Here is a 19,542-nt window from a genome sequence, read left to right as displayed (position 1 = left end):
CCCGTAAGAATGTTCGGACAAAAGCGTTGACGCGGTCATGCTAGGTCGCTAGAACGGCGTGAGGGCGCGGCCCGCGCCCCTGCCGGACCACCGAGGTCCGGGCTCGGGGATACTTGGCCCGCCGGGCGGCGAGTCCGCCCTCCCCGGCTTCACCAGGCAGCACAGCGAGCAGCACAAGAAGGGCACGGCGTCGTGGCAAGGGTTCGGACAGGGGTACGCGCGATGGGCGCCGTGCTGGCAACGGTACTGGCGGCCTCCCTCGCGGGATGCAGCAGCACCGGCGGCAAGCGGGCGGAGGAGCGTGCGGCCCAGCAGGCCGCCGAGGGCCGGTCCGTGGTGAACACGCCCCGCTGGACGTTCGCCATGGTCACCCACTCGGGTGATGGCGACACCTTCTGGGACATCGTCCAGAAGGGCGCCAAGCAGGCGGCCGACAAGGACAACATCAACTTCATCTACTCGCACAACGACGAGGGCCAGCAGCAGGCCGAGCTCGTCCAGACCGCGATCGACAAGAAGGTCGACGGCCTGATCGTCTCGCTGGCCAAGCCCGACTCGATGAAGACCGTCGTCGCCAAGGCGGTCAAGGCCGGCATCCCCGTGATCACGGTGAACTCCGGCTCCGCCGAGTCCAAGGCCTTCGGCGCGCTCACCCACATCGGCCAGGACGAGTCCATCGCGGGCGAGGCCGTCGGCGACGAGCTGAACGAGCGGAAGCGCAAGAAGGTGCTCTGCGTCCTGCACGAACAGGGCAACGTCGGCCACGAGCAGCGCTGCGCCGGGGCGAAGAAGACCTTCGACGGCACGATGCAGAACCTCTACGTCGACGGCACCAACATGCCCGACGTCCAGGCGTCCATCGAGGCCAAGCTCGACTCCGACAAGAGCATCGACGCGGTCGTCACCCTCGGCGCCCCGTTCGCCGCGGCGGCCGTCAAGGCGAAGCAGACCGCGGGCAGCAAGGCCGAGGTCGACACCTTCGACCTCAACGCCAGCGTCGCCACCGGCCTCCAGAACAAGACCCTCGGCTTCGCCGTCGACCAGCAGCCCTACCTCCAGGGCTACGAGGCCGTCGACCTGCTCTGGCTCTACCGCTACAACCAGAACGTGCTCGGCGGCGGCCTGCCCGTCCTCACCGGCCCGCAGGTCATCACCCGCGACGACGCCGACGCGCTGGCGGAGTACACGAACCGGGGGACCCGATGACAGCGACCGGGCAACCGGCGGCGCCCCCCACCGACGAACGCCTGCTGCGCACCTCCCCGCTGCGCAAGCTGCTCGGCAGGCCCGAGCTCGGCTCGGTCGTCGGCGCCGTGGCGGTCTTCCTCTTCTTCGCGCTCGTCGCGGACAGCTTCCTCCAGGCCTCCAGCCTCGGCACCGTCCTCTACGCGGCCTCCACCATCGGGATCATGGCGGCGCCCGTGGCGCTCCTGATGATCGGCGGCGAGTTCGACCTCTCCGCCGGGGTGATGGTGACCAGCTCCGCGCTGATCTCCTCGATGTTCAGCTACCAGATGACCGCCAACGTCTGGGTCGGCGTCTTCGTCTCGCTCCTGGTCACCCTGGGTTTCGGCGCGTTCAACGGGTTCATGCTCACCCGCACCAAGCTCCCGAGCTTCATCATCACGCTCGGCACGTTCCTGATGCTGACCGGCCTGAACCTCGGCTTCACCAAGCTGATCAGCGGCACCGTGTCGACCAAGTCCATCGGGAACATGGAGGGCTTCGACTCCGCCCGTAAGGTCTTCGCGTCCTACCTCACCATCGGTGACGTCGAGTTCAAGGTCACCATCCTGTGGTGGGCGGCGCTCGTCGCGATCGCCACCTGGATCCTGATCCGCACCCGCTTCGGCAACTGGATCTTCGCCGTCGGCGGCGAGGCCGACGCCGCACGCGCGGTCGGCGTCCCCGTGATCCGTACGCGCATCGGGCTCTACCTGGGCGTCGCCTTCGCCGCCTGGGTCTCCGGGCAGCACCTGCTCTTCTCCTACGACGTGGTGCAGTCCGGCGAGGGCGTCGGCAACGAGCTGATCTACATCATCGCGGCCGTCATCGGCGGCTGTCTGATCACCGGCGGCTACGGCTCCGCGATCGGGTCCGCGGTCGGCGCGATCATCTTCGGCATGACCAGCAAGGGCATCGTGTACGCGGAGTGGAACCCCGACTGGTTCAAGTACTTCCTGGGAGCGATGCTGCTCCTGGCCACCCTGCTCAACCACTGGGTACGCAAGCGTGCGGAGGCGACCACATGACGGCCACCCAGGCTCCGGCCCCCCGGGACCCGGCCGCCCCGGCGCTCGTCGAGCTCGACGGCGTCAGCAAGTACTACGGCAACATCAAGGCCCTGGAGAACGTCTCGCTGGAGGTCCACGCCGGCGAGATCTCCTGCGTCCTCGGTGACAACGGCGCCGGCAAGTCCACCCTCATCAAGATCATCGCGGGGCTGCACCGGCACGACGCCGGGACGTTCCTGATCGAGGGCGAGGAGATCACGCTCGCCAACCCGCGCGACGCCCTGGACCGGGGCATCGCCACCGTCTACCAGGACCTCGCCGTCGTCCCGCTGATGCCGGTCTGGCGCAACTTCTTCCTCGGCTCCGAGCCGACGAAGGGCGCCGGCCCCTTCAAGCGCCTGGACGTACGGCGGATGCGGGAGACCACCCGGGCGGAGCTGCTGCGCATGGGCATCGACCTGCGCGACGTCGACCAGCCCATCGGCACGCTCTCCGGCGGTGAGCGCCAGTGCGTGGCCATCGCCCGCGCCGTGTACTTCGGCGCCAAGGTGCTCGTCCTCGACGAGCCGACCGCCGCGCTCGGCGTCAAGCAGTCGGGGGTCGTGCTCAAGTACGTCGCGGCCGCCCGGGACGCCGGTCTCGGCGTGGTCCTCATCACGCACAACCCGCATCACGCCTATCTCGTGGGTGACCGTTTCGTGCTGCTGAAGCGCGGCGCGATGTCCGGGAGCCACACCAAGGACGGCGTCACGCTGGACGAACTGACCCGTCAGATGGCCGGTGGGAGCGAGCTCGACGAGCTCAGCCACGAGCTGGAGCGGGCCCCGTCACCCGGCGACCCCGGTGTCCGGCCGGAGGGTGACGAGACCCCGTAAACGCCGTTCCGCACCCCCCGTCCCAGGGCCGGAGACCCGTTCCGGGGGCGGGGGAATGGCAGAATCGTGTGCGGCGGGCGCCGTCCGCCGCCGGACTGATCACCGACCGGCCCCCCGACCTGCGCAGGGACGATGAGCACGTACCGCGACTTCACACACCGCGGCTCCGCCCGCGCGACCGTCCTGCGGACCGTCGGCACCAAGGAGCGGCGCTCGCACCTCACGGCGCCCAGAGTCCCCACGGTCGGCATCGACATCGGCGGGACGAAGGTCATGGCCGGGGTCGTCGACGCCGACGGCAACATCCTGGAGACCCTGCGCACCGAGACGCCGGACAAGTCCAAGAGCCCCAAGGTCGTCGAGGACACCATCGTCGAACTGGTCCTGGACCTCTCCGACCGGCACGATGTGCACGCCGTCGGGATCGGCGCGGCCGGCTGGGTCGACGCGGACCGCTCCAAGGTGCTGTTCGCCCCGCACCTGGCCTGGCGCGACGAACCCCTCCGCGACGCCATCGCCTCCCGGCTGGTGGTCCCCGTGATGGTCGACAACGACGCCAACACGGCGGCCTGGGCGGAGTGGCGCTTCGGCGCCGGCCGCGGCGAGGACCACCTCGTCATGATCACGCTGGGCACCGGCATCGGCGGCGCGATCCTGGAGGACGGGCACGTCAAGCGCGGCAAGTACGGCGTCGCGGGTGAGTTCGGCCATATGCAGGTGGTGCCCGGCGGGCACCGCTGCCCGTGCGGCAACCGCGGCTGCTGGGAGCAGTACAGCTCGGGCAACGCCCTGGTGCGCGAGGCCAGGGAGCTGGCCGCGGCGGACTCCCCGGTGGCCCACGGCATCATCGAGCGGGTCAAGGGCAACATCCCCGACATCACCGGACCGCTCATCACCGAGCTGGCGCGCGAGGGCGACGCGATGTGCGTCGAGCTCCTCCAGGACATCGGCCAGTGGCTCGGCGTGGGCATCGCCAATCTCGCCGCCGCCCTGGACCCGTCCTGCTTCGTCATCGGCGGGGGCGTCAGTGCCGCCGACGACCTGCTGATCGGCCCGGCCAGGGACGCCTTCAAGCGCCACCTCACCGGGCGCGGCTACCGCCCGGAGGCCCGGATCGCCAAGGCCCAGCTCGGCCCCGAGGCGGGTATGGTCGGCGCCGCGGACCTCGCCCGGCTGGTCGCCCGGAGGTTCCGGCGCACCAACCGCCGCCGGGTGGAGCGCTACGAGCGGTACGCGCAGTTCTACGACCAGGCCGCGAGCACCATCCGGAACACGCGCAGCACCCGCCCCGGCGAATGACCCGCGGGCCGCGCGCCGCGGCCCCGGCCACCCGCACTCCGCTCCGTACCGCAGCTTCGAGGGATCACCGAACATGACCGCAGCCGAGCACCACATCGTGGCGCGCCAGCCCCCTACGTCGGGCTCCCCGGAGGGGTCCGGGCCGTCCGGGCCGTCCGGGCCGTCGGGATCCTCGGGCTCCTCGGGTCCGTCCGGCTCCTCGGGCTCCTCTGGTTCCACCGGGTCCTCCGGGGACGGCGACGGGACGCCTCCGCAGGACCGGCGCAGGGTGATCAGACGGCGCCTGATCACCCTGACCATCATCGTGCTGCTCATCGGCATCCCGGCCGGCTATCTGGTGATCTCCGCCGGGCAGAGCCGCCGCTCCGGCAAGGACAAGGAGGCCGAGGCCGCCGCCCAGGGGCTGCGGGAGGACTGGCCCTCCGGCATGCAGCGCCGGATCTTCGAACTCCCCATCCCGGGCAACGCGATCGGCGTCCAGTACTACGAGACGAACAACTGGAAAGCCAGCCGGATGTACGTGAAGTTCCGGACGACCTCCGCCGGACTCGACCGCTTCCTGAGCGGTGTCGGCACCGGCCGTGCCGCGCTGGAGACCGGCAAGGTCACCATCGGCGAACGGGACATCAAGATCACCGGCTGGTACTTCGGACCCGGCGTCGACTGGGCGGGCACGGTCCACAAGAACAAGGCCCCGCGCCCCACCCAGAACATCACCGTCAACATGACCGACCCGGCGGCTCCGGTCGTCTACGTGGTCTCCGCGGCGACCCCCTGACCGGGAGCGGACGGGCCGCTCATTACACCCCAGACCCCCCAGGTCGCGCAGGCTCCCCAGATCCCGCAGGCCCCGCAGGCACCCCTGGCCCCTCAGCATGCCCAGCCGCACCCGCAGCAGGCGTCCGGGCCGCAGCACGCCCAGCCGCAGGTTCCCCAGCAGCCCCAGGTGGCGGCGTCCGGCCCCGGGCCGCAGGCGGCGCAGGAGCCGGGGCCCGGGCGGCTCCTCCAGTACCGTTTCGACGGCCCCGAGGACGCCCCCGTCCTGGTCATCGGGCCCTCGCTCGGGACCACCTGGCACAGGTAGGCAAAACCGTCTTCTGACGTCCACGTGGTCCAATTCGATGCTTCACGCGGGTTTGGGTTTGGTGGTCCAGCTGCGTCGATGGTGTTGGTGACAGGCGCGTGACAGGACGTGTGTGACGGCATCGGTGATAGGGCGAGGGGCTTGCTGATGGGCCAGGTGGGGCCTCTCTGAAGCCATGAGGCGAGGCCCCACTGGAGTGCTCTGGTTGGGCTTCGCCGTGAGTCCGACTGTGCTTGACGCCTGACGCGTTCGGCTTTTCACGCGGTTCGTGACCGTGTGATGCTCGCGGGAGCGGTGGATTTGCGACCGCGGCTGCAGGCGACGTCGTAAGCGTGAGACGACTGGGCCGCTGGGCGGCATGGGCGGGACTGGCGCCAGGAGGGTTTCGTGTCAGGGGCCGTAGGGGTTCCAGTGCCCGAGGAACGGCTTCAGGTCGTTGGCTTGTGGTTCGGGGATGATCGGCATCCGGAGTGGCGTGTTCAGGGGGTCGAGGCGCTCTGCGGTGGCTTCTGCCCAGTTGATCCATGCCTCGGCTTCGGTTCTGGTTCGGCCTGGGGGCATGGTCTCGATTCGCGTGCGGGCGGCGGTCACGTACTCGGTCAGTCGGGTCGCGTGGCGCCATGCCGCTTCCTGCGCCTCGAAGTGCCTGACGCGGTACGTCTCGGCGTACTGGACGCGGGCCTTCTCCATGGCGGCTTGCCAGCGGAGGCGCTTCTGGCGTGCTGCCTCGAGTTCCTCCTGGCGTTCGGCGGCTTCGCCGCGGAGTGTGACTTCTTGGGTGATTTCGGCAAGCTGCTCTTCGAGGGGCGGCCGGGGGTGTCGGCCCATTCGCTCGCCCGGTGCGGCCGGCCGCCGCTCAGGACCAAGCGGAGGCGTTCGGACGGGGTGTGGTCGAAGCGGGGGATTCTGGTCCAGGAGTGCTTCCACGCTGTGCGGCCGAGTGAGCCGGGAGGGGCCAGGGACAGGGGCGAGGACGGCAAAGCGCCAGGCGTGGGTGTCGACGAGCATGATTTCGTATCCGTCACGGCACCAGCCTCCGTGCAGCTCCTTTGTCTTGGGGAGCTTTATCGATCTGCGAGCGGCCGCGATTCGGGACGGCCGGTTCATAGAGTCCCGGCCGGTGGTGGTCTTGACGATCCGGCCACCGGCGTCCGCGAGCTCCTGCAGCAGCTGTTCCGTGAATGTCACGCGATTCGGCTGGGAAGGACTTGGCTTCGCTCGACGGCCGGAGCGTGCTGTGTCCGGGGTGACGAGCGTTTTGGGGCGGTGGCTTTGGCCATGCGCGGGAGCGACCCTGGGGGAGGGTAGGTGCCGTGGGAGAGGTAGTGCTGGCCTGCACTCGTCAGGACGACGTTCCACTGCCCGCCTTTCCGGGAGACCGTGACCAGGCCCCGGTTCTGTAATGCCTGGCAGGTGGTCTTGCAGGAGTTCGTCTCCCACACGTCCTCAGGGACATCCCGCTCCCACCCGCTGCAGCACCGAGAGCTGCCGCTCATTGACCGGCCGTTTCAAGGGGACCACCTCTGATCCTGGCTTTCATTGACGGGCGGATGCTGTCAGCGGTAGCGGAAAGAGGTGGGCTGTGTTCGGGCTGCGTTCGCTCGAAGGAGCGACGGATGCCGGCTCAACCGCAAGCCGCGACGCCGGGCGTCGAAGTGGGTGGACTAGCAAAGCCTTTGACTCGCGCTTGCAATGTCGAGTCCGGTTGTCCGTGGTGGTCTCTACGGTTCCGCCTGTTCGCGCGGAATGCGCGGAATGCTGAGGCGTGGCTGTGCGTGCATCGATGCCAGCCGGATGGGGTGTGTGCGCGCTCCATCTCCACAGGGGCGCGGACGAATCTGCTGGGTAGTGAGAACGGGAGGTGTATGGAGCTGGAAGTTGGGCGGACGGGTTCCGTCGGGAGCGTCGTGCACGTCGTCCGCGCGCGCTTCGGGGTTCTACTGGGAGAACGCGTAGGTCCGGACGGGGTCGAGGTGCAGTTCGAAGGGCCCGAAACAGTCGGCCGTGAGGGTCGCGACCGGAGCGCCGCAGCGGCCGGCTCGGTTGAGTCCCTTGTCGCCTGTCGGTCCGCAGCACCCACTGCTGTTCTCCCAGCTGGGCAGTGGCTGAAGGCTGGCGGCGTCATCAGGATGCACCAGCACTGTGTGTCGGCTGCCGGCCGAGATGACGAAGCCTTCTTCGCGGCAGACCACAGGTCCGCGCGACTGAGCTGGCTTCGGATCCTCCTGATTGTCCTGCGCGACGTAGGGAGGTCCCCAGGGCTCGGGATCGATCGCGTAGTGGCCCCGCGGAACGGTGTAAGGCGCCTGGCGTGCCTCCTTGCCCCGGTCGCGCTCGTCGTCTGAGACGTCAGGGACGGCGGCGAGCTCGGCCAGCTCCGGCGTGATCGCGGTGCCGCACCTAGAACAGAGGAAGACGGTCATCCCCTCGTTGTAGTGCTCAGGGCTGCTTCGCATCTTGGTTTCGCTGCTCGCAGTCGATGCGCGAGACGACGCCACGGAGATCGGGCACACCCGGTGTCTGCTGGCATAAGGCGCTGCCTCGCATCGAACGCTGCCGAGTACCGGCAATGCGGCGAGATCCACCGCGCATGCATGATGGCCCCTGCCACAGAATGAGGTGTTCAGTGGAAGCAGACGCGGCCCGGAGTGTGGCTCGTGCGCGTATCGGATGGAGCCTGGCGGTGGCGGTCCTTCTGCTGCCGTTCGGCAGCTACGGCCTGGCTCGGGCGGGGGCCCTCCCCGAAGGTTCGCCGATCGTTCTCGGCCTGATGGCTGTGATCGCCGGCTCACTGCTGCTCCCCGCGCTCTGCGAGGAGCGGGCGCCGTTTCGGCACTCGTCGTCGCGTCTGATCGCGCGCACCCTGACTGGCGAACGGTCTGTCGACCTGAACGAGATCGCCACGGTCTGGCTCCTGACCACCTTTTCGTACGGCAGCACCTACCGCACCCTTGTCGTGCGCGACTCCCATGGGGTGCGCCTGGGAATCACGACTGAGAGAAGCCGCAAGAAGCTGCGCCGAGCGATCGAGAAGGCGGACGCAGGCGCCGCGCGGGGGGCCCCGGGGCCCCGGGTGAGCAGCGCGGCCCGGGAGTATCTGGCCAGTGCCTCCGGGCGAGGGCTCGTCGGCCACACAATCCTTGCCTTTCTGCTTCTGGTGGTGTCCGTGAGCTTGTACGTAGCTGTTGTTCTGAGACTCGGCGGGCAGTGAGGCTGCCTTGGCAGTGGCTCTGGAGTCCGCAGCGACCTACCAGCGACGACTCGGCCCCGCTCACCACATTCGAACCGGCGAGATGCCCGGTCAGTGGCGAAGCCGCTGCCGTCACCGACGTCGTTGAGGACGCGAGGCGGTTCTGATCTCGGTGCCGGCATGGAGATCGAACCGGCATGCACGGAGAAGCTGAAGCCGGTACCGCCGCGAGACGTACAGGGGGTGCGCCTGGGTGGCAGCAAGCTCGTCATCAAAGGGCTGCCGAAGTAGGACAGCGACGCAACTCACCGCCCTGCCTCGGGCGTGTTGCCGACCTCCGGGGCAGCGCCGACTGGTCAAGCGGCGGCGTCCAGACCTCGGTGAGTGGACACCACTGCGCACGATTTCATGTAGCCGTGCTCCTTCCCCTGCTACAAGGGCGGCGGCTTTTCCGAAGTCCTGGCCGGGAGCGATTGGTCTTCTTCACAGTCGCGTCCTGGTCGGACGGTCCACAAGGCCCCGGAAACGGGCTTCACCCGCGCGACGAAAGAACTGACCGTGGCGTCTGTACGTGGGTCGCGGCTCAGAGACGGCGGATGATCGTTGTCGTGGTCCAACCGAAGCGTAGGGGCCGGGCGTGAGGGCGTGTCCGCCACGGTGACAGCCCGAGCGCGATGAGATCCGTTGGTCGAGGTGAACCGATGCGGCGCGTTCTGTCGGCGGTCAGGCTCTGAGGCGCAGGGTGATCCGCGACCGCAATCTCCTGCGCGATTCGTGGCCATCCTTTAGATTGTGCAAAGATTGTGCAACCTAATGGATGGGCGGCGTCCGCGGACCGGCCGAGCTCCCTGCCCAGCCCACGTGATCGACGAGAGGTGGAGTGGTGACGCCGGAGAGACCGTTGACGGTGCCACGGTGGCCAAGGCGTCCACGAGGGTGGCGTCGCCACTTGGCGCGCTTGCCCCTCGCCCTCTTCAGGGTGGGACTGGGGCGGGTGTTCGGGCGACGCGTCCTGCTGCTGCACCACGAGGGACGCACTACCGGTCTCGATCGGACCGTTGCCCTGGAGGTCGTTGCGTACGACCGCGAGGGCGGCAGTTGGACCCTGGCGTCCGGGTTCGGGCCGAAGGCCGATTGGTATCTAAACCTGCGCATGATGCCTACAACTGTTGTTCAGTCGGGCAGCCGGCACTTCGCAGTCACGGCCCACTTTCTCACGGCGGAAGAAGGGGGCGAAGCCATGGTCCGATACGCGGCTGCCCGGCCGCGCACCGCCCGTCGCCTGTGCTCGTTCATGGGGTTCGGGATCGACGGAAGCCCGGGCTCCTATCGGCGGGCGGGGCGCGAAATTCCCTTCGTGCGGCTTGACGCGGGACCTGGGCAGCGCCTGCCCTGAAGCCAGGATTTCAGTGACTGGATCACAGTGGGGGGAGTGAGTGTGAACGATTCGAGTGACGACGCAGCCTCGTCCGTGCCGAGCGCGGTGTGGAGAAGGTTCGCCGAGGACAACGAGGAGGCGATACGCCTGTCGGCCCCCCGGGAGCCCTCTGCTCTTGAGCGATCCGCACGGCTCCCGGACGGCGGCGGAGACGACCACGGCCCCGCTCCGGCGGACGGGTCCGTGCAGTGGGTTGGTGAGGGCTACGACGTTCCCCATGGGCAGCAGGCGCGGCGGGACATGAGCGAAAGGGAGCGGTGGCGATACCTCGCTCAGGTGCTCCTCGTCGGCATTGTCATGACAGCAGTCGTGTTGGCGGTGCCCCGGGGAGCGTCTGCGCCGGATACCGTGGACGGCTCTCCGGGTGATGTCGTGCTGCACGAGACCGAGAAGGCTGGAGAGGGCTTTGGCGTGTAGTGATCCCAGTCCAGGCGCCGAGCCCCATGGACGTGAGCGTGGCTCTTTGCTGGCGCGGGCATGATCTGTGTGCTGTCGGTGGCTGAGGCTGCTGTCGGCCTCGATTGAGTAACGAGCGGTATGCCGGCCTCAACGCCCGTAAATCGTTGCATAGGCTAAATGAAGAGTCGCGCGACGCGATCGCGGTTCGTAGTTGTTCGTATACCGGCCGGGAGCACCATGACCACGACCCCACGATGGGATGGATCGGCCGTCCTCTCATGGCTGCCGGCCGTGGTGATGGCGGTCGTGGCCGTAGTCGATCTCACCGCAGGACCTGGGGTGGGGTTTCTTCCTCTGGTGTCGCTCGGACCCGCCTTCGCCGGCTTGATCGGCACGTGGAGGCGCACCGCCTTCATCGGCGCGGTGGCGTTGTTGCTGTGCTTCGGTCTCGGCCTGTACGACGGCCTCTTCGACGGCCGCCGCGGCTACACAGCCATGGCATCCGTCGGGGGAGTGACCGCAGCGGGAGTCGTGGCCGCGGTCACGCGGCAACGACGCGAGGCGGAGCTCGCCAGTGTCCGTTCGATCGCCGAGGCCGCGCAACGCGTCCTGCTCAGACCGGTGCCCCGCCGTGCGGGGCCCCTAAGGGTGGCGGTCTCCTACACATCAGCCGTGGCCGAGGCGCGCATCGGCGGGGACCTGTACGAGGTCGTCGTCGCACCTCAAGGCGTGCGTGTGCTGATCGGTGACGTGCAGGGCAAGGGGCTCGCCGCGGTGGAGACAGCGGCCGTCGTCCTGGGCGCTTTTCGCGAGGCGGCACACGAGGAACCGGACCTTGTCAAGCTTGTGGCTCGTCTGGAACGGAGTGTGGCCCGCGAGTTGCAGGGCGAGAAGTTCGTGACTGCTCTTCTGGCAGAGGTGCGGCCGGAAGAGGAAACCGTCGTCATGGTCAACTGTGGGCATCCCGCACCCATGCTGATCAGTCGGGACGGCACCATCGAATTCCCGGAGCCTCCGTCGTACGCCCTGCCGCTCGGCCTGGGCATCCACGACGGCCAGCCGCCGCAGTCCCACCACGTCGGATTCAGCCCAGGAGAACAACTCTTGCTCTATACCGACGGGGTGACCGAAGCGCGCGACGGTGAAGGACGGTTCTATCCCCTGAAGGATCGGGCCAGCCTGCTCAGGGACGACGACGCGCAAGTCGCTCTGGAAGAACTCCGCGGGGACGTCGTCCGGCACGCGGCCGGCCCGCTGCACGACGACGCGGCAATGCTGCTCCTCCGATATCACCGGGATGAGATGCCGGCTGGTGTAGGGGTGTCTGCGGACGCGATAGAAAGGGACCATGGTTGAGCGAAGTGCCCCGGCCGAGGGCACGTTTGATGTGGACGCAGTTACCCGTGCGGTGTTGACGGCGTCACGGCTTCTCGTCGCGGTGTCGGCACGTTCGCTCGCCGAGGTCGAAGACCGTGTGACCTTGCCGCAATTTCGCATGCTCGTCGTCCTGTCCACACGTGGTTCGACCAAGCTTGTCACCCTCGCGCATCTGCTGGGTGTGGCCCCCTCGACCGCGATGCGGATGGTGGACCGGCTGATCGCGGCACGGCTTGCCGACCGGCGAATCAATCAGGACAACCGCCGCGAGACCCTGCTCCAGCTCACCGAAGAGGGCCGCCGCACGGTCGAGGACGTGACGGCACGGCGACAACAGGAGATCGCCGCCATCGTCGAACGACTCGACCCTGTCCAGCGCCTCGCTCTTGTCAGCGCTTTGACCGCCTTCAACGAGGCGGGCGGGGAGCCGGCCATGCCCACGCACGACGACAGCGCTCTGCACCCACTGGGCTGGGCAGACCCGTCGTCGGGGCACCACGTCTGAACCGTCGTATGTGATGGCGGCCGCGTGACTGCGTGATTCCGGCAGGAAAGAAGGCGCTACGTGTCGGCATTCCGACGGTGCCATGAACAGCGCCGGGGAACCAAAATGTATGGGCCCAGCCTGCGACACCGGAGCTGAGCCGGACCACTGGCCGAAAGGAGGGGAGCTACCTGAACGTGCCTGACAGCCACCGCAGGGCTGATCCAGATCCCGGAATCGCGGCCCATCTCAGGTCGACTCTGTGGGGGCCGGCGGAGTTCGTCGGCGTTCCAGGGGCAGGCATTCTGACTCATGGTCTCGCGGTCGGGTTCCTCGGCGTCACCTTGATCGCCGGTGCGGGATTCCTGGGCATGTGGGCCGGTCCCTCGGCCCTCCGCAGCGGCGAGGTCGGTTTGCTGCTCGTTGCCGCACTGGTCCTGTATCTGGCGGTTCTGCGGGCCGGACGCGTCCTCATAGGACTTGTGAGTGTGCTGGGTATCTGTCTCGCCTTGACGGCGCCCCAGGCTGCGGCTGGGCTCGCGCTCGCCGGCCGGGGCCAGGTGCAGTCTGCGCGCGTCACCTCCGTCGAGAGCAATGGGCACCAGCAGCGTCGCTTCCTGTGCGAGGTGGACCCGGACGGGCCCGGAGTCTCCCCGCGCATGAAAATCTGGCGGGGTTGCACTGGCTTCACCGACCCGGGGGACGTGCTTACGGTTCTGTACGACCCGACGGGACGGGCGCCGACCCGTGGAATAGCACAGCCGGGCGAGCAGACAGCGGCCGAAGTGCGCCTGGCCATTCTTGCGCTGGTCTTCGCCGGTGGAACGACGCTCGCGGTTGTGCGGTCCTTTCGGTTCACGCTGCCATGAAGAACGTTCCCAGCTGATTCTGATCAGCACTGTGCACCCGGACGGCACAGCACCACATAGGCGGGGCTGCAGAGTCGTGCGTCATAGACCACCATGGATGCCCGGCACGTCGGGGAGCCGGAGCCAGCGCATCCGCTGGATCCTGGCCCCGCGGGGTACGATCGGACGAACGCGTGGTGAGTCGCGCTGGTGTGCCGGGAAGCCTGGTCGGCGTTCAGGGGACAGTTGTCCTCTGGCCTTAGTTCGCCTCCAGGGGGCTTGATGCCGAGCGTGCCGTGTGAGTACCTCTTTCTCCGGGGCGGCGCGTGACCAAGCATCCCAGACCGTCATCCGCCGCCCCAGCCTGGCTCGCAGCTACCAGCGCTTTGGTGTGGATCGGCGTGAAGGTCCGCACTCCGCGGCTGCAAGTCGTACTTCTGATAGGCACAGCCGCCGCACTGCGCCTGAGCCTGCAGGCGTTGAGCCGGTCTTCCGCCTTCCGCCGCCCCCTCGCACGGCGGTCACGCACAACTAATGTGACTTGCCCCCGAGGGGATACCGGCGACAGGCACGCTGACAGCATCCGGCGTAAAGCAGCCGAGGCTCTGGACACCTCTCCCAGGTGCCTGGAGATCAGTCCGGCCGGGGTCGTCGCCCTCAATCCGGCCAGCCGCAACGCGCTTCTGACGGCGGTGCAGGCCGCCAGGGAACGGGGCGTTGCAGTAGAGATCCTCCACACCGGACATGTGGCCCGCGCACAACTTCATCGCTCTGGCCTGGGCCCGTTGGTGGATCACGCAGGTAGCCACGAGCTCCTGGAAGAAGGCCGATGAGTACTTCCGAGCCTTCTGCGGACTGCTACGACGGCTATGTCCGACTGCTCATCAGCGCCGCCGCTACCGGCAGGCTCCTCACTCGCGCCGAGCGTGAGGCTCTGCGGACATTCGGCGAGCAAGCTGCCACCGACGGTGTCACCCTGCGCCAGCTCGTGTCCCGTCATCTTCAGGCAGCCCGGGAGAGCTGGTCAGCATCTCCGCGATCAACGGACGCTACCCTGGCGGTGATGACGCAGGCCATTGATGCCATGGCCGAGGGATACGACCGGGCTCAGCACTATGCCGTCCGGGAACAGGAAGCTTCCCGTCGCGAATTCATCGACGACCTTCTCTACGGGCGCAGCGACCTGGGCCGCCTTGCCGAGCGTGCCGAACGTTTCGGGCTGCGGCTCTCCCATGCGCACGCTGTCGCTGTCGCTGCTGGACCCGGTTCCTATACCGAGGGCGACGAGGCGCCGCGCAGAGTGGAGCGTGCGGTGATCGGCCGTTTCGGGGACCGGCGGATCCTTCTCACGACGAAGGAGGGCCGCATGGTCTGTGTCGCTCCGGGCGACCAACGTGATGTTCTGACGTATTTCGCGAAGCAGGCGCACGCAGCGACCGACGGAGGACGCACCGCAATCGGCAGAAGCCACCGTGGGGCCGGCGGCGTCGTGCACTCCTACGAAGAAGCCCTGAACACCCTCGACCTCTCCGCCCGACTCGGCCTGGACGCCCCCGTTCTGGACACCTCCGACTTCCTCGTCTACCCCGTACTGACCCGTGACCGTCAGGCCATGGCCGACCTCGTCCGCACGACTCTCGGCCCGCTCCTCCGAGCACGCGGTGGCCCGACCACTCATCTCGAGACGCTCACCGCCTACTTCGATGCCGGTTGCAACGCCACTGAGACAGCCCGTCGGCTTTCGCTCAGCATTCGCGCCTTGACCTACCGCCTTGAGCGCATCCACCAGCTCACAGGAAACAACCCCACCGACCCTCAGCACCGCTACACCCTGCAAACTGCGGTGATCGGGGCCCGCATGCTGAACTGGCCCGCACAGAGCCTCTGACCCGCTCCCGGGGCTCGGCCGGTTCATCGGTGTCTTCAGTAGTTTGCTACGCGCAAACAGTGGGTTGGTGACTGACCGTATGGGAGATCAGGACCGTTGGTCAGGATGTGGTCTCTGGGGAGACTTCGTGGCCTTGACCTCTGCCTTCGCCAGGGTCGCGTGCAAACGTGTCAACTGGCACACCAGACTGCGGGCTCATGTCCGACCTGTAGCGAACAGAAAAACGCCTACGGCTGCGTGGAGCGGCCCATCTCTGCTGTGAAGAGCAGCGGATCACTGTCGAACCCGCGGATCATCGGCCGAAACTCCCACGCTCCGGAAGCCTGCCGTACGAACTCCGCGACCGTTGCCGCACAGGATCCGCTGACCTGGGAGAAGTCGTCCTTGAGGAGCTCCTCGTATCCCTCGGCAACCAGAACTCCGGCGTTCGAGATGTTGGCGAATACCTTACGGCCGTCGTTCTGATGGATTGCCACACCCACGACAACCCGTGCGAAGGAGGAAGCGAGGCGATCGAGCTCCAAGGTCATCTCTTCGACGTAGCCGAAGCCTTGCCCTGTCCGGCTGTGCCGACTCATGTTGATTGTGCCGTCCGGCGAGCGGCTGTCGAAGTGGACGACGTAAGCAGGCGGCCCGTAAGTGGCGGCCTCCGAGTAGGTGGTGGCGATGATGTCCAAATGCTGTGGTGACTCATTCCACGGATTGGGATCCCACTTGAGTCGTACCGCGACCTTCCCTACACCCCGGCTGTCGCTGCTCACCCTTGGCTGCCTCTCCCCAGTCGAACCTCTGCAACGGGACACCGGGCAAGTATGACGGACACCAATGCAGGCGAGGCTTTGAACAACCGGATCAGTGCGCAGTCCAGGCTCGCGGCGGGGACGGCTGCCACGCTTGGCGCGGTGTTCCCCTAGGCAAGGATGTCGTTCCTTCCTGGGATGCGGTACTGCTCGTCCGCTGCCCCGGCCGTGAGGCTTTCGGCCGGATGGTGGCAGATCCTGAGTATCAGGAGATTACGGGGAAACTTCACATCAGCCGCTGCGCGCTGATGGCTCCGTTGTACTCGGGTTCACCGCTCTCGAGGAAGCGGAGGAGCGAGGCGGTAACGACTCGTGCTGCGCGGCCGATCGGCAGCACACGGCAAGGGAACTCTCCGCGGCGCACAAGGTCGTAGCCCTTCGACCTCGACATGCCAAATGCTCGGGCGGCGTCTTCGACCCTCGCGGTACCACTCCAGGTGGCGCGGATGCGATCTGGATGGTACTGGGATAGCTGACCCCTCGTCATCTGTCATCGCCCCTGCTCATTACTACCGTGCTGGGACGGGATGGGAACGCCCGTGCTGGGTTTCGGGCAGTGTGTTGCCTGGTGCGACGAGTGACCAGCAAGAGGCTCTGCCTGCAGTTGCTTCCTCGTTGCCAGCATGTCCGGACGACTGGACGCCTGGGGAGGGCGAGAAGCGGGCGGCAGTAGCTCTGGAATGTCGCCTCGGGCGGGCGCGCCTCAGACGCTTTCTCGCACCGGAACCGGATGCTCGGACACCAGACCCACGGGTTGCGCGTACGTACCGAGATTCGGTGCGCCCCGCTGGGGTACGCGCGGACTCGGCGGACGACGGGGCAGGAGTGGAAATGGGAGCGGTAGAAGGCCGAGGGTCACGCGTCGGTTCTTGTCCGGCTCTCCCCGGGCGGCCACACTTCGCTGTCTGGCCAGACGGTGACGGCCAGTGAACGGCTTCGCAGCCGCGCTGTCCCTGCTGGGCGTGGTCGCGCTAGCCGTCGCCGGAGTTTACGGAGCGGGATGGGCGCTGCGCATTTCCTCGGAGCCTCTGGAAGCCGCTCCGTTCGAGTCGGGGCTGGAGCCGGTTGAGCATGCGGTCAGCCGGTTCCACGTGCGCTGGTACACGATCACCATGCTCTTCCTCGCCTTCGACATGGAGATGGTCTTCATGTATCCGTGGACGCTGATCATCTCGGCCATGGGACCCAGCGCGGTGATCGAGATGTTTGTCTTCCTCGCGATCCTGCTCTCCGGCGTCACCTACGCCTGGAGGGAGGGGGCCCTGCGATGGACCTGACCGGCACGATGCTGCGCGCGGCAGCCGCCCGACCTCGCGTCCTGGTGGTCTGTATGCCGGGGGGAGCGGCCGTGCGGATGGCCGCCGAGCGGCACCTACGGCTTCGGGACTGGCCACCGGCCACAACCCCGGCGCAGGCCGATCTGCTGTTCGTCGCAGGGCCCCCATGCGCCTACCTGCACACGGCGGTGGAACGGCTTTGGCAGGATCTGCCCGCCCCGCGCGCCCGCGCACACGTCCGTACCGCCGACGGAGTACTGGCCGCCCTTGATGCCGCCCGTGCCCGCCTCGCTTCGCCGGCAGCGCAGCGAGAGCAGGAACCCCCGGCCGAGACAGACAGCCGCCAGCCGCAGGATCGTCGTCGTGAGCAGAGCTCGGATCAAGACGGTACGGCAGGCCACGCCTTCCTGGAGGAGGCCGCCAAGGACGGCGAGCGCGGCGAAGAGCCCTCTCCGGACCGGAGCAACGGCAGGTACACCGGCTCAGGCAGCGCTCACTCCTCTCTGAAGCAGCATCACGGCGACCACGGCGGAGAAGAGAAGAGGGGTGACGGCGGTGACGCCCACGAAGACCACCAGGGCCACGGCGGTCACGGCGGGCATGGCGGGATGGAGATGCCGGGCGGCTTGCCGATGGCCGGGCAGGGCGAGGACCGCGACGGTTTGACGCTCGACCGGTTGCATGTGCCGCTGGGACCGTTGCTGTCCGACTGGCCCACCGGGCTGACGCTCCGTCTCGTCCTGCAAGGTGATGTCGTTCAGGCGGCCGACCTCGACGAGGAACCCCTTGTCGCCTCGCGGCCTGTCGAGTCGTTCTGGGTGCAGCCCTGGTTGCGGTCTGCGGTCGGTGAGGCGGTTGGTTCGGGGGAGGCGGCGCGGCGGCGGGCGGCGGCTCGTCTGGACAGTCTGGGGCGGTTGTTGGTGGTGGCGGGCTGGCCCGCCGAGGCGATGAAGGCACGCCGGTTGCGTGACGATCTGCTTGACGGTGCCCCTGCTGCCGCGCTCGCTTCCCGGCTGGAGCGTCTGGGCCGACGGGTGGGCCGGTCGCGAACCTTGCTCTGGCTGACCCGCGGCTTGGGCGTGCTGACTGCTCAGGACGCCCAAGCAGCCGGGGTGAGCGGTCCAGCGGCCCGGGCCGACGGGGATGTGGCAGCCCGCTACCGCCAGTGGCTGACCGACATCCGCCTTGACGTGGCGCGGCTGGACGATCCTTCGGCGCTGGATCCGGCGGAAGAGAGCCCGCGGGGCCGGTGGGACGCGCGGCAGCCGCCGTCGGCTGCCCTGGTCGGCCTGCTCCCTCAACTACTGGACGGAACCGAATTGGCCGCGGCGCGCCTGATCGTGGCCAGTCTCGATCCGGACCTGGACGAACTCGCGGCCCACTCACGCGAGGGGGCGGCGCGTGGTTGAGGCAGGCGCGTGGTGGACGCTGCTGGCCGCCCCGGCTCTGCTGCTGGGCTTCGCTGTGCTGGCCGTGACGGCCGACGCGGCCCTGACCGCCCGGGACGCCGGACGGCCGGTCACCGTTTCCGCTGCGATGCGGCCACTGCTCGCGGTTCCGCGGGCGCTGGTGGCGCAGCCCCGGCGGATGCCGGCTCCGGACCGGATGCTGTGGCGGGCCGGTGTGGTGAGCGTGCCGGTGGCTGCCGTGCTCTCGACGCTGGTCATCCCGTTCGGGAACGTGGCGGTCGCCGACCTGTCGGTCGGAGTGGTGTGGTTCAACGCAATGGAGGTGATGACCTGGGCCGGCCTGTGGCTGGCCGGGTGGGGCCCGAACGCGGCGTTCTCCCTGGTCGGCGGCTACCGTTTCCTTGCCCAGGGCCTGGCTTACGAGCTTCCGCTGATGTTCGCGCTGATTTCGACCGCGACCGGCGCGCAGTCCCTGCGGGTCGGTGACATCGCCGCGGCACAGTACGGCCTGTGGTACGCGGTGTGGATGCCCGTCGCCTTCGTCGTCTACCTGGCAGGCGTCCTCGCCTTCAGCTTCCTGGGGCCGTTCGCCTACCCGGTCGGCCAGGACATCGCCGGCGGCGTGCTGAGCGAGACCTCCGGGGTCGACAGGCTGATGTTGCAGGCCGGGCGGTGGCTGTGGCTGGCGGCCGGCGCGGCGATGGCGGTGCCCCTGTTCCTGGGCGGGGGCGCGGGGCCGGCCCTGCCCGCCTGGGCATGGTCGCTGATCAAGACGCTGCTGGTGCTGGCCGCCCTGGTAGCCGCGGTGCGGCGCCTGCCGGTGATCCGGGCCGACCGGTACGTGGAGTTCGCCTGGGTCGTCCTCATCCCGTTGACGATCCTGCAGGCCCTCGTCCCGGCGCTGGTCAACGTCAATCGATAGGAAGGGAAGGCCCGCTCG

19 protein-coding genes and 1 pseudogene are annotated in these 19,542 nt (G+C 68.2%); 16 read left to right on the top strand and 4 right to left on the bottom strand.

Annotation, left to right across the window (positions count from 1 at the left end):
* Positions 1-192: 192 nt before the first annotated feature.
* From JKV81_RS00900 to JKV81_RS36760, 6 genes and pseudogenes are all read left to right on the top strand, one after another.
* Positions 193-1,206, top strand: coding sequence for a sugar ABC transporter substrate-binding protein (locus JKV81_RS00900; RefSeq protein ID WP_443742729.1), 1,014 nt, complete (start codon positions 193-195; stop codon positions 1,204-1,206).
* Positions 1,203-2,252 (top strand): ABC transporter permease, encoded by a 1,050-nt coding sequence (locus JKV81_RS00895; protein ID WP_129266297.1) that lies wholly within the window; start codon positions 1,203-1,205, stop codon positions 2,250-2,252. Before JKV81_RS00900 ends, JKV81_RS00895 begins: the two co-directional genes overlap by 4 nt.
* Entirely contained in the window at positions 2,249-3,109 is an 861-nt protein-coding gene (locus tag JKV81_RS00890) for an ATP-binding cassette domain-containing protein (RefSeq protein WP_202074722.1), read from the top strand. Before JKV81_RS00895 ends, JKV81_RS00890 begins: the two co-directional genes overlap by 4 nt.
* 132 nt (positions 3,110-3,241) lie before the next feature.
* Positions 3,242-4,408: an ROK family glucokinase gene (locus JKV81_RS00885; protein WP_099175088.1), complete on the top strand. Its 1,167-nt coding sequence runs from the start codon at positions 3,242-3,244 to the stop codon at positions 4,406-4,408.
* 73 nt (positions 4,409-4,481) lie between these two features.
* Entirely contained in the window at positions 4,482-5,186 is a 705-nt protein-coding gene (locus tag JKV81_RS00880) for a hypothetical protein (RefSeq protein ID WP_236054897.1), read from the top strand.
* 84 nt (positions 5,187-5,270) lie between these two features.
* Positions 5,271-5,486, top strand: a pseudogene (locus JKV81_RS36760) (bifunctional 3-oxoadipate enol-lactonase/4-carboxymuconolactone decarboxylase PcaDC); the annotation flags it as partial.
* A 396-nt stretch (positions 5,487-5,882) separates the two neighbouring features.
* Here JKV81_RS36760 and JKV81_RS36035 read toward each other — a convergent pair.
* Entirely contained in the window at positions 5,883-6,680 is a 798-nt protein-coding gene (locus tag JKV81_RS36035) for a nucleolar 14 family protein (protein ID WP_236054896.1), read from the bottom strand.
* 749 nt (positions 6,681-7,429) lie between these two features.
* Complete coding sequence (locus JKV81_RS00865; protein WP_202074721.1) at positions 7,430-7,915, bottom strand: hypothetical protein; 486 nt, start codon at positions 7,913-7,915, stop codon at positions 7,430-7,432.
* A gap of 260 nt (positions 7,916-8,175) precedes the next feature.
* Between JKV81_RS00865 and JKV81_RS00860 the strand changes: the two genes are divergently transcribed.
* The 7 genes from JKV81_RS00860 (at position 8,176) to JKV81_RS00830 (ending at position 15,116) form a co-directional block, all read left to right on the top strand.
* Positions 8,176-8,703, top strand: a complete 528-nt coding sequence (locus JKV81_RS00860; protein WP_241748550.1) for a hypothetical protein — start codon at positions 8,176-8,178, stop codon at positions 8,701-8,703.
* Between the two features lie 859 nt (positions 8,704-9,562).
* On the top strand, positions 9,563-10,078 hold the full coding sequence (locus tag JKV81_RS00855) for a nitroreductase family deazaflavin-dependent oxidoreductase (RefSeq protein ID WP_307820472.1): 516 nt from the start codon (positions 9,563-9,565) through the stop codon (positions 10,076-10,078).
* 36 nt (positions 10,079-10,114) lie between these two features.
* Positions 10,115-10,537 carry a ZIP family transporter gene (locus tag JKV81_RS00850; RefSeq protein ID WP_202074720.1) on the top strand — a complete coding sequence of 141 codons (423 nt, stop codon included), beginning with the start codon at positions 10,115-10,117 and terminating at the stop codon, positions 10,535-10,537.
* 219 nt (positions 10,538-10,756) lie between these two features.
* Complete coding sequence (locus tag JKV81_RS00845) at positions 10,757-11,875, top strand: PP2C family protein-serine/threonine phosphatase (protein ID WP_129266300.1); 1,119 nt, start codon at positions 10,757-10,759, stop codon at positions 11,873-11,875.
* Positions 11,868-12,401: a MarR family winged helix-turn-helix transcriptional regulator gene (locus tag JKV81_RS00840; RefSeq protein WP_124275544.1), complete on the top strand. Its 534-nt coding sequence runs from the start codon at positions 11,868-11,870 to the stop codon at positions 12,399-12,401. The genes JKV81_RS00845 and JKV81_RS00840 overlap by 8 nt, the downstream gene beginning before the upstream one ends.
* Before the next feature lie 176 nt (positions 12,402-12,577).
* Positions 12,578-13,249 carry a hypothetical protein gene (locus JKV81_RS00835; RefSeq protein WP_129266301.1) on the top strand — a complete coding sequence of 224 codons (672 nt, stop codon included), beginning with the start codon at positions 12,578-12,580 and terminating at the stop codon, positions 13,247-13,249.
* Between the two features lie 808 nt (positions 13,250-14,057).
* Positions 14,058-15,116 carry a PucR family transcriptional regulator gene (locus tag JKV81_RS00830; protein ID WP_202074719.1) on the top strand — a complete coding sequence of 353 codons (1,059 nt, stop codon included), beginning with the start codon at positions 14,058-14,060 and terminating at the stop codon, positions 15,114-15,116.
* Positions 15,117-15,343: 227 nt separating this feature from the next.
* Here the strand turns inward: JKV81_RS00830 and JKV81_RS00825 are convergent, their stop codons facing one another.
* Together JKV81_RS00825 and JKV81_RS36485 are read right to left on the bottom strand one after the other, a co-directional pair.
* Complete coding sequence (locus JKV81_RS00825; RefSeq protein ID WP_124275547.1) at positions 15,344-15,877, bottom strand: TerD family protein; 534 nt, start codon at positions 15,875-15,877, stop codon at positions 15,344-15,346.
* A 265-nt stretch (positions 15,878-16,142) separates the two neighbouring features.
* The gene (locus JKV81_RS36485) at positions 16,143-16,403 is read right to left on the bottom strand and encodes a helix-turn-helix transcriptional regulator (RefSeq protein WP_129266303.1); all 261 of its coding nucleotides are present in this window, start codon (positions 16,401-16,403) and stop codon (positions 16,143-16,145) included.
* Between the two features lie 439 nt (positions 16,404-16,842).
* On the opposite strand from JKV81_RS36485, the gene JKV81_RS00815 reads away from it, so the two are divergent.
* Genes JKV81_RS00815 through JKV81_RS00805 form a run of 3 tightly spaced genes read left to right on the top strand, consistent with a single transcriptional unit; the run spans position 16,843 to position 19,524 of the window.
* Positions 16,843-17,193 (top strand): NADH-quinone oxidoreductase subunit A, encoded by a 351-nt coding sequence (locus tag JKV81_RS00815; RefSeq protein ID WP_124275549.1) that lies wholly within the window; start codon positions 16,843-16,845, stop codon positions 17,191-17,193.
* The gene (locus tag JKV81_RS00810; RefSeq protein ID WP_129266304.1) at positions 17,184-18,602 is read left to right on the top strand and encodes a hypothetical protein; all 1,419 of its coding nucleotides are present in this window, start codon (positions 17,184-17,186) and stop codon (positions 18,600-18,602) included. The genes JKV81_RS00815 and JKV81_RS00810 overlap by 10 nt, the downstream gene beginning before the upstream one ends.
* On the top strand, positions 18,595-19,524 hold the full coding sequence (locus JKV81_RS00805; RefSeq protein WP_124275551.1) for a complex I subunit 1 family protein: 930 nt from the start codon (positions 18,595-18,597) through the stop codon (positions 19,522-19,524). The genes JKV81_RS00810 and JKV81_RS00805 overlap by 8 nt, the downstream gene beginning before the upstream one ends.
* Positions 19,525-19,542: the final 18 nt, after the last annotated feature.

Origin of the sequence: Streptomyces silvae (assembly GCF_016745505.1) — a bacterium.
Taxonomy (GTDB): Bacteria; Actinomycetota; Actinomycetes; order Streptomycetales; family Streptomycetaceae; genus Streptomyces; species Streptomyces silvae.
The sequence above is the reverse complement of the archived record's forward strand: the minus strand, read 5'-3'. Positions and strand labels throughout refer to the sequence as shown.